Genomic DNA, 12,612 nt, shown 5'->3' with positions numbered 1-12,612 from the left:
CGGACGGGAAGGCGGCCGAATCTCGCGATGGCAATGAGTAACTCTGGGGCGTCACCACCGGGATCAGACCAGGCGAGCAGCCTCGTCGATGTCGGTGCGAGTGAGTGTGAGGAGCTCATCTCGATTGAGGTCGATCATCCCTGCCCCGTCGAGGCGGAGTGCCTGGCGATTGACAGCCTGCTCGAACAGGTTTCGCGCGTACCGCGCGTTACCGAATCCACTCTGATGACGGGCTGCTCGGAAGATGTCGAGCAGTGCATCGTGTGCTTCGGGCGCGATCACGTACTCGGCATCGGCGGCTGTCTTGTCCATGATCGCCACAAGCTCGATGTCGGTGTAGTCGTCGAACGCGATTTCGCGGGAGAAGCGCGAGCGCAGCCCGGGGTTCGAGGCGAGGAACTGGCCCATCAATTCGGGGTATCCGGCAACGATGACGACGAGCCGACCGCGATGGTCTTCCATCCGCTTGATCAACGTTTCGATCGCCTCTGAACCGAAATCGAGGCTCTTCGGTCCGGCTGGCGACAGCGCGTACGCCTCGTCGATGAACAACACGCCATCGAGCGCACGCTTGATGGCTCGATTGGTCTTGAACGCGGTGTGCCCAACGTATTGACCGACGAGCTGGGCCCGATCGACCTCGACCAGGTGGCCTTTCTCGAGATAGCCGAGCGCGCCGTAGATCTCCGCCACGAGACGGGCGACAGTCGTCTTTCCTGTGCCGGGGTTGCCGTAGAACACGAGGTGCTGGCTCGCTGCCACTTCGGCCAGACCGTGCTTGCGACGCTGCTGCTGAATGCTCAGTGACGCGATCAGTGTCGAGACCTGCTCCTTGACGGAGTCGAGTCCGACGAGCGTGTCGAGTTCGGCTCGGACCTCGTCAACACTTCGGCGCGCCTTCTGGCGGCCGGGCCCCAGATCGACGCCACGCTCGCCCAGCCGTCGCTCGGATTCACTGATCAGTCGGCCAACACCGTCGCCGGCCTGCTTGATGCGACGCGTCAGTCCGCGCGGTCCCCGTGCCATTGGCCAGACCGTACCGATCCGCAGGCCCAACGCATCGCGTCATGCGGGCTCGTCCTTCGCGCCCACACGCGTGGAAGTGGCGCTGTCTGCGCGCGACCTGTTCACGCCTTCGCTTGAGAAGCAGAACGTTCCGACCCCAGCGACACGAGCAAGAAGCCAATCGTGCATGGCAGCGTCAAAATTGCGGTTGCTGCACCAACGGAGAGCCGCGACTCGGCCAACACTCCGACCGCCACGGGGATGACCAGCGCCGTTACTCCGGATCCCGCTCGCAACCAGGTGAGCGCTGCGCCACGTCGACCTGGAAACTTCGCAGCATCGTCGTACAGCTTTGGGAAGAAGGTCGAGATGCCGACACCGGCGACCACGTACCCAGCGAGCACCAACCACTGATTCGGTGCGAACGCGGCAACGGCAAGACCGAGACCGGACACGACGATGGCGCCGCGCAGCAGCCGGTCGCTCCCGACGCGAATCAGCACCGAGTCTCCACCGAGTCGGCCGACAGTCATACCGATCGTGAACGCGACGAATCCGAGGCCAGCGAAGCCCGCCGACGCCCCAAAGTCCTCACTCAACCGGAATGCGGCCCAATCGGTCGAGACGAGTTCAACGGTGAGGGCAAACCCGCCGGCTGCAGCGAGCAGTATCAGCGTGATCCACCGCTGCCGCGTTCTGCGGGCCGGTCGTGGCAGATCGTGGAACTTGGTGTTTGCTCCTTCGTCGATCTTCAATAGCCCCGACCCGACAAAGACGAGCGCGCCGAGCAGCACGGCGCCGACAACGATCAGGTGCATCCGCAGTGAGACCCCTGATGCCGCGGCCTGCGCGGCGGCGAGCCCCCCGGCCACCGTGCCAAGGCTCCAGAGCCCGTGCAGGCGATTCATCACAGGCGCATGCCGACGAGAACTCAACCAAGACCCCTGAAGGTTCATCGCGATATCGACGACGCCGTCAGCGGCCAGCATCACCGCCGAACCCAACAAGAGCATCCACCAGACATCGGCAAACCCGACGATCTGCAGACCGCACAGCAACACCAAGACGAACACAATCAGTGCTCTGCGCGTTCCAACGGCATCAATGATGCGCGGCGACCACATGCTTGCCAGCAGGCCGAGCGCTGCGCCCGCCGTGAGGACTGCGCCCAACTCGTCGAGACTCAGGTCGAGCCGGTCACGAATCTCTGGGAGCCGCGGCACAAAGGAGGCGAACACCGCACCGTTGACGAAGAACTGCACGGCCACCGCCTGCAGCGCCCGGCGATCAGTCGCCGTGAACTCGCGAGCGCTCAACGTCACTGCGGCAAACTACTCCTGTCCTTCGTCGACCCGACGACCATCGAGGCCGGCGGACCGCTGCAGTCAGAGAGCGAGGATGCGCTCGAGCGCATCCTCGCGCGACGCATCGATGACCGCGGTAATCGGTCCGCTATCACCAGAAACAGCGGCCAACGGCCCCCCGCGGATGGTGCCGACGGTGAGCACTACGACATCGACGTCGGGTGCAACCTCGCGACAGATCGCCGCCTTCGCGATCGACTTCCACACGTTTTCAACCCTGCTGAGTCCTGGTCGAGCCGGCGTGTTGACGCCACCGAGTTCGAAGATCCGTGTGACGCCATCAGGGCCAACGCCGCGGAAGTTCACCGTGACACCAGGCGACACCCGGGCGGCTTCGTCGACATCGGTGTATCCCGCTTCGTCGAGGAGTGTCCGCGCCATGTCTTTCAGCGTGCGCCGATCAGGCAGCTCCCGCGGCGCCATCGACTTCACCCGCTCTTTGGCCTGCTGTACGTAGCCGGGATCGGTGTCGTATCCGACATAGTGACGACCCGTGTTCTTCGCCGCGACAGCCGTTGTCCCCGAGCCCATGAACGGGTCGAGCACGACGTCACCTTCGTAGGTGAACAAATGCAGGCAGCGCTCGACGAGCGCGACCGGGAACGGTGCGGGGTGGCCGACTCGTGTCGCGCTCTCCGCGGGAATCTCCCACACGTCGAGTGTGGCTTCCATGAACTCGTCGCCGGGCACCGTCGCCACGCCGCCGACGCCATTTCCATCGCGGTTGCCGGTACCGACGCGATCGAAGCGGCCCTTGCTGGCGATGATGACTCGTTCCGTTGTGTCGCGCAGCACCGGATTGGCCGGAGATTGGTACGACCCCCAGGCACACGAACCGCTGGCGCCACGCTGCTTCTGCCACACCACTTCGCCACGCAAGAGCAGTCGAAGATCATCCTGGAGAATGGTGGTGACGTCGGCAGCCAGGCTGCGATACGGCTTGCGGCCGAGGTTGGCCACATTGACTGCGATGCGCCCGCCAGGTTCAAGCGTGCGGACACATTCGCCGAGCACGTCGCGGAGCATGGTGAGGTACTCGATGTAGTCGGCCGGTACATGCCCTTCGCCCAGGGCGGTCTCATACTCTTTGCCTGCGAAGTACGGCGGCGAGGTGACGACGAGTGCCACCGATCCGTCGGGCACCTTCGTCATATTGCGTGCGTCGCCGACATAGATCGCGTCGAGTTTGCCGTGGGCGCCGAGGGTGTCGTCGTCGCTGATCTGCGGCGGAGCAAACCGGCTGTAGAAGTCCGACGAGTCGTGCGATTCGCGCTTGCTGACGCCAAACGATGACGTGGATGTTCCCATGATGTGTCTCTGTCTCGCTCGTTCAGTTCTGGCCGTCAGCGGGTGCGGTATCCGCTTCGTCAAATGGCATTGGTGGGTTCGTTTGGGTGGCGGCGCGCTGCATGCGCTCGACCGGTCGTTCACGCATGTCGGCATGCGTGAGAATCCAGAAGCGGTTGGTGTCGACCGCATCGACGACCTCGGTTGCTACGTCGTTCGCAGGCATCCCCTCAGCAATGCCGGATGCGACGGCTTCGTTCATCAGCTCGCCCATTGGCGAGTCGACGTGGTCGGGTTCGGCATCCATGAGATCGGTCTGGACAAAGCCGGGACATAGCACGCTCACACCGACCGGGGACCCCGTCGACTCAAGTTCGATGCGCAGCCCTTCGCTGATGGCAACAACCGCGTGTTTCGTCGCGTTGTACGGCGCGGCACCCGGCATGGCGACCAGACCAGCCATCGATGCAGTGCTCACGATGTGCCCGAGGCCCTGCTCGTTCATGATCGGCAAGAACGAACGAATGCCGTGGACAACTCCGAAGAGGTTGATGTCGACCACTTTGCGCCAGAGTTCGATCGGGCCGTTCCAGGCATCGCCCATTCCAGCGATGCCGGCATTGTTGAACACGAGGTGGGCTGCTCCGTAGGTGGCAAGCGTGTACTCGGCGAGTTCGGCGACCGATCCTTCTGAGGCGGTGTCGCACACGAACGTGGCGATGTCGGCGCCCGCCTCGGTGAGTCGGCCTGCAGTGGCATGCAATTTGGGTGCGTTGATGTCCGCGAGCACGACGCGCATGCCGCGCTCAATCAACTGCTCGGCGACGGCGAGACCGATGCCACCGGCTCCACCGGTGATCACCGCGACATTGCCGGGCGCGATGACATTCCCAACGACTGTCATAAGGGCCAATCTACGATGCGTCGCGCGACGAGTGGTTGATACACGCGCGGAGAGCGCGTGACACGTCACGACACGACCTCACTCGGCATCACTCTCGATCGGCATCAGTTGGCGTGTATCACGACGTCCGCGTGGTGGATGGTGCCTCGGGCACGTTCTTTCGCTGCGTACATCGCACGGTCGGCAACGAGGATCGTGTCCTCCAGTGAACGCGCAACCTCAGGATGAGGTCGACCGCTCGCGATACCAATCGTCGCACCAATCCGGACCCGATGATCCAGACAGTCGAACGGCGCGCGCAGGTGCTTGATAATTCGCTCCGCAAGGGCCAACAGCCCTCGCTCGCGGTCCTGGTCGGACTCTGACCCGTGGTCGCAGACGACGATGAACTCATCGCCACCGGCTCGATACACATCGCCACCACCGCGTACTGCTGTGGCAATGCGGCGCGCGGTCTGCGCCAGCACCTCATCACCGGCAGCGTGGCCGTAGGTGTCATTGACCGCCTTGAACCGGTCGAGATCGATGAACAAGACGCTTGAGGGCGTCCGCGCCGACTCGATGCGGTCGTTCAGCGACGTCCGATTGCCCACCCCGGTCAGCGCGTCACGACGTGCAGCGAGCTCAAGCTCGCTGCGGCAATCGGCCTGCTCGAGCGCAAGGCGAGCCAACCGAATCACCTCGGTGATGTGCTGCTCCTGGTTGGGACTGACCACGACGGAGATACGCCGCCACACAATCAAGACGGCAGCAACATTGCCGGACCCGTCGACGATCGGGCGCACCCACGCTGCGGGGAGCTGGGCCATCGCCATCTCTGCACCGGTACGCGCGTCGACATCACTCGAGGTCGCGTCAAGGACATCCTGTGTTTCGTTCCGGGTGAGACAGCGGCGCCATGGCGTGTCGTGCGCATTGACGAGATCAGCGTCGATCGGCCACTCCCCCATCACGCGGAACAGATCCTGGTCGGTTGGCGCCCCTGGCTCGACAAGCAGAATGCAGCCGATGCCGTCAAGTGGCATCGCGCGGCCGCACATCGCAATGGCCGCCAGAGTCCGGTCCAACGGTTCGTCCGATGCAACAGACGTCACCGCTGTCGCCAGGACGTCACGAACCGATTCGGGCGTCAGCGTCACGACATACCCAGCGACACCGAGTTCGGCGGGCGCCTCGTAGGACCAAAACTGCGTGAAGTGACTCACGCCGGCGCTGTCGACGTAGCGAATCCGACTCGGCCCCATCACCGTCCCGTCGAAATCAGGGCCATTGGCGAGCAGATCGATGGCAAAGTCCACATCCCGATCATCAATGAATTCCATTGCGGAACGCCCAAGCACGGTCGATCGTTCTCGACCGATCATGCCCAGCAGTCGTTCGTTCACGAATACGATGTTCGCTGCTGTATCGATGACGAACATCGCCACAGGCATGACGTCAAGCAGCAGCGACGGGTTGGCTTCGAACTGCTGCTTTCCCGTGTTCTCCACAGCGACCAATGTCTGGCCGCCAGTCAGTTTCATCCCATTGCCCATCGTCATGGCATCGACGTGACAGCGGTCAACCTTGAGTCGAGTTCGGCTCGCGACCAGGCGCGATGCTGTCTGCGACCACAGTTTCACCAGGAACAACTTGCAGAGATAGCTTCGTCGGCACATGTCCAGCCGCTACCTGTGGACCCCGTTGCAACTCGGTCCGGTCGAAACACGGAATCGAATCGTCTTCTCGGCCCACCTCACGAACTACGCGCGTGACGGTCTCCCGACCGCTCAGCACGCCGCCTATTACGCCGCCCGAGCCGCAGGCGGCACCGGACTGATCATCACTGAAGAGCACTCGACTCACCCGACCGATTGGCCGTACGAGAAGCTGATCCACGGCTTTCACCGCGACGTCATTCCCGGCTACCTGGCCATGACCGAAGCCGTCCACCGGCACCGCACACCGATCTTCGCGCAGATCAACCACAACGGCGGGCAGGCGTCATCGATGTACTCGCGACTGCCGGTCTGGGCTCCCTCCGCGGTTGCCGATCCACTTTTCCGCGAAGTGCCGAAAGCCGTCACCCACGCCGAGATCGACGAAATCATCGCCGGGTATGCGCTGGTCGCTGAACACTGCGCCGAAGGCGGCTTCGACGGTATTGAACTGCAGTGCTCGCACAGCTCCATCGTCCGCGGGTTTCTGTCTCCGGCGACCAACAAACGGACAGACGGCTACGGCGGCTCGCTCGAGAACCGGGCGCGCCTGCTGGTTGAGATCGTCGCAGCAGTCCGCAAGGTGATCGGCAATCGACTTGCGCTCGGCGTCCGAATCTGCGGGGACGAGCTCATTGACGGCGGCACCACGATCGACGACGCCGTTCGCATCGCCGAACTCGTCGAGCAGACCGGCCAGGTCGACTACATCAACACGTCGATCGGTGTGGCCACGGCAAGCCTGTTCATGATCGAAGCGTCGATGCACATCCCGCCGGGCTACGCGATGTTCATCCCCTCGGCGATCCGCAAGGCGGTCGACCTTCCCGTGGTCGGAGTCGGCAGATTCAAGGATCCGCTCCAGGCCGAGCGAGCACTCGCCGAAGGCCACTGCGACCTGGTCGGAATCGTGCGCGGCCAGATTGCCGACGCCGACTTCGCGGCGAAAGCCCGCGCCGGCGCCACCGATGAGACCCGGCTCTGCCTGTCGTGCAACCAGGAGTGTGTCGGTCGCATGGGTCTGAATCGGTGGCTGGGCTGCATCGAGAACCCCCGCACCGGACGTGAGGCGGAAGGGGTCGGTGCCATCCGGATCACACCCAAGCCGAAATCGGTGATGGTCGTTGGTGCCGGCCCCGCCGGACTACAGGCAGCTATCGCGTCGCGCCGCAACGGGCACGCGGTCACCGTGTTCGAAAAGGGATCGGAGGCCGGCGGCCAGGTTCGAATCGCAGCCTCGGTGCCCAACCGCGCCGAGTTCGGCGACATGGTGCGCAACCAACTCGCCGAGTGTCGACGGCTCGGCGTCGAGTTCGAATACGACGTCGGCGTCTGGCCCGGCCTGGTCGAGGAACGCCGCCCCGACCACGTCATCATTGCGACCGGGGCCGAACCGGCACGGCCGTACTGGGTCCCGGAAGATGCCACCAACGTCGCCGACGTTCGCGAGGTCCTCGAGGGAACCGCTGAGCCCTTTGGCGACGTTGTGCTGATCGACGAAATTGGATTCCACCACGCCACCTCGACTGCAGAAGTGCTCGCCGATCGCGGCTGCAACGTCGAAATCGTCACGCCGGGCATGGTCGTCGGCCAAGACCTCGGCATCACCCTCGACATGGAAAACTGGTGGATTCGTGCTGGCGAGAAGGGCATCGCGCAGACCACGGACCTCGTACCAATGGGTCTCGAGGGCAACACGCTGACGCTGCTGCACCATCCCACCGGCCAGAACGTCGAGCGCCGTCCCGACTGGATCGTGCTCGCCATCCATGGCAACCCGGTCGAGTGGCTCTACCACGACCTGCGCGCTGCAGGCGTCAGCGTCGAACGCGTCGGCGACTGCGTCGCACCCCGGCGCGCGCACAGCGCGGTGATCGAGGGCGAACGCGCCGGCGCCGCCGTCTGAACCGCTGGCCGGTCAGATGTTGCCCAGAGCGCCGACAAAGCGATCTGCCGTCCTCTAACGTCCACGACTGTGATTGACATCGACGCGGCATTGTCCGCACTCTCCCTCACCGACAAATGTCGGATCGTCACCGGCAAGAACACGTGGAGGACCGTGGCCTTTCCCGAGGCAGGTATCCCCGCGATCAAGATGAGCGACGGGCCCAACGGCATCCGCGGCGAGGGTCATGGTGGCGGTGGAACCCCCGGCGTCGTCGTGCCTGCCGGGATCACGCTTGGTGCCACGTGGGATGTCGAACTCCTCGGCGAGATCGGATCACTTCTCGGGATCGAGGCCCGCCGTAAGGGCGCCCACGTCCTTCTCGGCCCCAACGTCAACCTGCATCGCACACCGATCGGTGGCCGCACGTTCGAGTGCTACAGCGAAGACCCCGAACTGTCCGGGGCACTTGCCGCGTCGTACGTTCAGGGCGTCCAATCCCACGATGTCGCCGTCACGGTGAAGCACTTCGTGTGCAACGACACCGAGATCGAACGAATGAGCGTCGACGTCCAGATCGATGATCGTTCGCTGCGCGAGTTGTACCTCCGTCCGTTCGAACGCGCCGTGAAAGAGGGCGGCGCCTGGGGCATCATGAGCGCGTACAACAAACTGAACGGCGAACACGCCGCACAGCACCGCGGCCTGCTGACCGACATCTTGCGCACCGAGTGGGGTTTCGACGGCTTCGTCGTCTCCGACTGGTTCGGGGTCCACGAAGCCGTATCGGCGGCAAATGCCGGGCTCAACATCGAGATGCCCGCCCCGGTTCGGGTCTACGGCAAGAAGCTGGAAGACGCAGTCGAACGTGGCGATGTCACCGAGGCGCAGGTGGACCTCCTCGTCCGTGACATTCTCGTGCTGGCCAATCGCGTGAAGGCCGACGAGCGTGACGCCAATGTCGAGGAGGAATCGGTCGATGAGCCAAACGAACGCGCCCTCACCCGCCGCGCAGCGACGGCCGGCACGGTGTTACTCCGCAACGATCCGGTCGCCGCACTCGCAAACTCACCCGTCCTGCCACTCGACGCGTCGAGCCTGACGAGGGTCGCCGTGCTCGGCCCCAATGCCACCATCGACCGCTCGATGGGCGGCGGCTCTGCGAGCCTCGTTCCACTCGGCCATCGCACCTTGCTCGACGCGCTGACCGACCGCATCGGGCCGGATTCGCCGACCGGCGCGTCGGTCATCTTCGAACCAGGTGTTCGCATCGATCGCCTCACGCCGGTCGTCCTCAAGAGTCAGCTGCGCCAACCCAACGGCGAGCCTGGTCTGCGCATCGAATACGCCAACGGGCGCGATTGGAACGGCGACATCGTCGTCGTCCAGCCGGCACCGACGTCGATGATCCGCTTTTTCGGGTCGACCCCCGATGGAGTCGACCCGCGCGGGTTCTCCACGCGGATCAGTGGCTCGTTCATCCCCGACTCCGACGGCCCCCACGTCGTCGGTATCGTTTCGACAGGACCGTTCACGATGGCCGCCAACGGCGCCACGCTCGTCGAAGACCCGCTGATGGAGTTGCCGCGCAGCGAGGAATTCTTTGGCTACGGCAGCGTCGAGGCCACGGCAACGTTGGAGTGCACCGCTGGCACCCCGGTCGAACTTGATGTTCGGTGGGCCACCTCGGAGGTCAACGGCTTTGCAGCACTGCGCGTCGGTATCCGCTCCCCCGAGCCTGCCGACCTGATGGACCGCGCCGTCGCCGCCGCAGCAGCCGCCGACGTCGCTGTCGTCATGGTCGGAACCAACGACGAGTGGGAGACCGAAGGGTTCGACCGAACCACGATGGATCTTCCAGGCCGACAGGACGAATTGGTTCGCCGCGTCGTCGCCGCGAACCCGCGTACCGTCGTGATCGTGAACGCCGGTTCACCCGTGACGATGGACTGGGCCGATCCGAGCGACCCTGGGTCAGCGGCCGCGATTCTCACGCCCTTTTTTGCCGGCCAGGAACAGGCCGAAGCGCTCACCGACATTCTCCTCGGCAATGCAGACCCTGGCGGTCGACTGCCGATCACGGTCCCCGTTCGCCTCGCCGACCACCCCGCCTATCTCCACCATCGGCCCGATCATGACGGCGAAGGAAACGGCACGCAACGCTATGCAGAGGGCCTGTTCGTCGGCTATCGCCACTACGACGCGACCGACACGCCAGTGCGCTTCCCGTTTGGCCACGGGCTGAGCTATGGCGATGCCACGTGGGGCGATGCCGTGCTCGACGCCGAGAACCGCAGTGTCACCGTCACGGTGCCCATCACGTGCACAAGTGACCGAGCAGCAACGGTGGTTGTTCAAGGCTACGTCGAGGCCGTGGCGCCCGGATACATGCGGCCCCGGTTGGAACTGAAAGCTTGGGACAAGCTGACAGTCGAGCCGGGGACGACCGTGAACGCCGTGCTCGAACTTGATCCGACGGCATTCCGACGGTGGGATACTGCTGCCGACGACTGGCGACTCGAGCCAGGCGAGTACGACATCGTGTTGGCTGCTTCGGCCAACGACGAGCGCCAGCGGCACCGCGTCACCATCTCCTGAATCGAACACTGCCACCGGTGTTCCCCGACCGAACAACCACTTGAACCAACTCACCTCCTTCGACGCACCCAAACGCGCTGAAAGCGCTTACATTGTTGCGTTCTATGGCTGGCAACACACCCCTGCAGCGCCACTGGTGGCAGGACGCGCTCATCTATCAGGTCTATGTCCGATCGTTCGCGGACTCAACGGGCGATGGGATCGGCGACATCGAGGGCATCAGATCGCGACTCGATCATCTGGACTCGCTGGGCATCGATGCCATCTGGCTCAACCCGTGCTACCCGAGCCCACAACAGGACCACGGCTACGACGTTGCCGACTACTTCGGCATCCACGACGAATATGGCACGCTCGCCGACTTCGACGCGCTGCTCGCAGATGCCGAACAGCACAACATCAAGATCCTGATGGACCTGGTGCCCAGCCACTGCAGCAACGAACACGAGTGGTTCCAGGCAGCACTGTTGGCCGAGCCCGGCAGCGCGGAACGCGCGCGCTTCTATTTCCGCGATGGCAAAGGTGACGGCAACGAACCACCGAACAACTGGCGCGCCGCATTCGGCGGATCGGCCTGGACTCGCGTCAACGACCGCGACGATGACGGCCAGTGGTATCTCGGCACCTTCACGCCACACCAGCCCGACTTCGATCACACCCACGTTGACGTCAAACAGCATTTCGCCGACATCTTCGAGTTCTGGTTCGACCGCGGCGTGGCCGGCTTCCGCGTCGATGCCGTCGCACCGACCGGAAAGCACCCGGACTTGCCCGATCAGCCTCCGGTCGGCGCAGACGTGGGAATACTCGACATCACCTGGGTCAACCCGTACACCGTGTTCCGGCCCGAGGGCCACGACGTCTGGCGCGAATTTCGATCGACACTCGAGAGTTACGAGCTTCGCCATCCCGGGCGCGACCTGATGATGGTCGCCGAGGCCTACGCCGTGCGCCGCCCCGAATTGGTCAAGGAGTTCACCCAACCCGACCAGTTCCACCAAATGTTCTCGTTCGACCTGATGCTGTCTCCCTGGGAAAAGGGTTCGATCGAGCTCGCCCTGCGCGATCCGTTCGAGATTCTGAACAGCACCGGCGTCGCGCCGGCCTGGACGCTGAACAACCATGACATTCAACGCATCGTTACTCGGCTCGGTAAGGCCGACGCCCACCTGCCCGAGTCGTGGACCAACAACAATCTGGCGTTGTCTGGCGCAGCGATCGACCTCGAGCTCGGCGCCCGCCGCTCGCGTGCGATGACTGCCCTGATCTTTGCGTTGCCCGGAAGTCTCTACCTGTATCAAGGCGAAGAGTTGGGCCTGCCCGAGGTCCTCGACATCCCCGCCGACTACCGCGAGGACCCAATCTTCCACCTCACGGACGGTGCAGAGGTCGGCCGCGATGGATGTCGCATTCCACTGCCGTGGAACACCGATGTGTCGACGTCGTTCGGGTTCTCGAAGCCCGCTGCTGACGGCTCGGTCGGCGAGCCGTGGCTGCCACAACCTGCTGGTTGGGGCGCCTACGCGCTGGCAACGGCAGAGGACGACGACACGTCGATGCTCGAGTTGTATCGGACAGCTTCGGATGCTCGAGCGGAATTCGCAATTGTTCAGCCGCTCCGCGCCGAGGTCCTCGACCTCGGCCACGACCTCGTCGGCGTTCGGCGAGGTGGCCTCGTCATCGTCGTCAACGCGACGATGCAGCCCGTGGCAGTCGACCTCGAACACCCCGAACTCTCGATTGCGCGACCGGTGTTCTCCAGCGAGCCGAACGAAATGCACACACCCGGCGTCATTCCCGCGAACTCCACGGTGTGGTTCGCCAGCTGACACGTCTTGTCCTCCACACCTGACCGCTAACGTTTCGTCGCAC

8 protein-coding genes are annotated in these 12,612 nt (G+C 64.1%); 3 read left to right on the top strand and 5 right to left on the bottom strand.

Annotation, left to right across the window (positions count from 1 at the left end; translation table 11 throughout):
• Positions 1–63: 63 nt before the first annotated feature.
• The 5 genes from ACH2DW_RS05450 to ACH2DW_RS05430 form a co-directional block, all read right to left on the bottom strand.
• The gene (locus tag ACH2DW_RS05450) at positions 64–1,026 is read right to left on the bottom strand and encodes an AAA family ATPase (RefSeq protein ID WP_394928705.1); all 963 of its coding nucleotides are present in this window, start codon (positions 1,024–1,026) and stop codon (positions 64–66) included.
• 101 nt (positions 1,027–1,127) lie between these two features.
• Positions 1,128–2,327 carry an MFS transporter gene (locus tag ACH2DW_RS05445; RefSeq protein WP_394928704.1) on the bottom strand — a complete coding sequence of 400 codons (1,200 nt, stop codon included), beginning with the start codon at positions 2,325–2,327 and terminating at the stop codon, positions 1,128–1,130.
• Positions 2,328–2,390: 63 nt separating this feature from the next.
• Complete coding sequence (locus tag ACH2DW_RS05440) at positions 2,391–3,677, bottom strand: DNA-methyltransferase (RefSeq protein ID WP_394928703.1); 1,287 nt, start codon at positions 3,675–3,677, stop codon at positions 2,391–2,393.
• A 22-nt stretch (positions 3,678–3,699) separates the two neighbouring features.
• Positions 3,700–4,560 carry an SDR family NAD(P)-dependent oxidoreductase gene (locus ACH2DW_RS05435; protein WP_394928702.1) on the bottom strand — a complete coding sequence of 287 codons (861 nt, stop codon included), beginning with the start codon at positions 4,558–4,560 and terminating at the stop codon, positions 3,700–3,702.
• Positions 4,561–4,664: 104 nt separating this feature from the next.
• Entirely contained in the window at positions 4,665–6,083 is a 1,419-nt protein-coding gene (locus ACH2DW_RS05430; protein WP_394928701.1) for a diguanylate cyclase domain-containing protein, read from the bottom strand.
• A 133-nt stretch (positions 6,084–6,216) separates the two neighbouring features.
• On the opposite strand from ACH2DW_RS05430, the gene ACH2DW_RS05425 reads away from it, so the two are divergent.
• The 3 genes from ACH2DW_RS05425 (at position 6,217) to ACH2DW_RS05415 (ending at position 12,569) form a co-directional block, all read left to right on the top strand.
• Positions 6,217–8,163, top strand: coding sequence for a mycofactocin system FadH/OYE family oxidoreductase 2 (locus ACH2DW_RS05425; protein ID WP_394928700.1), 1,947 nt, complete (start codon positions 6,217–6,219; stop codon positions 8,161–8,163).
• Positions 8,164–8,232: 69 nt separating this feature from the next.
• Positions 8,233–10,740, top strand: coding sequence for a beta-glucosidase family protein (locus ACH2DW_RS05420; RefSeq protein WP_394928699.1), 2,508 nt, complete (start codon positions 8,233–8,235; stop codon positions 10,738–10,740).
• A gap of 104 nt (positions 10,741–10,844) precedes the next feature.
• The gene (locus tag ACH2DW_RS05415) at positions 10,845–12,569 is read left to right on the top strand and encodes an alpha-amylase family glycosyl hydrolase (protein WP_394928698.1); all 1,725 of its coding nucleotides are present in this window, start codon (positions 10,845–10,847) and stop codon (positions 12,567–12,569) included.
• Positions 12,570–12,612 lie beyond the last annotated feature (43 nt).

Origin of the sequence: uncultured Ilumatobacter sp., from assembly GCF_963980585.1 — a bacterium.
In the GTDB taxonomy this organism is placed as follows: domain Bacteria; phylum Actinomycetota; class Acidimicrobiia; order Acidimicrobiales; family Ilumatobacteraceae; genus Ilumatobacter_A.
This window is presented reverse-complemented; position numbering and strand designations above follow the sequence as displayed.

Bases quoted from the DNA above. Each gene is read 5' to 3' on its own strand.
- ACH2DW_RS05435 (WP_394928702.1), bottom strand. From the start codon at position 4,560: ATGACAGTCGTTGGGAATGTCATCGCGCCCGGCAATGTCGCGGTGATC.
- ACH2DW_RS05450 (WP_394928705.1), bottom strand. From the start codon at position 1,026: ATGGCACGGGGACCGCGCGGACTGACGCGTCGCATCAAGCAGGCCGGC.
- ACH2DW_RS05430 (WP_394928701.1), bottom strand. From the start codon at position 6,083: ATGAAACTGACTGGCGGCCAGACATTGGTCGCTGTGGAGAACACGGGA.
- ACH2DW_RS05440 (WP_394928703.1), bottom strand. From the start codon at position 3,677: ATGGGAACATCCACGTCATCGTTTGGCGTCAGCAAGCGCGAATCGCAC.
- ACH2DW_RS05415 (WP_394928698.1), top strand. From the start codon at position 10,845: ATGGCTGGCAACACACCCCTGCAGCGCCACTGGTGGCAGGACGCGCTC.
- ACH2DW_RS05425 (WP_394928700.1), top strand. From the start codon at position 6,217: ATGTCCAGCCGCTACCTGTGGACCCCGTTGCAACTCGGTCCGGTCGAA.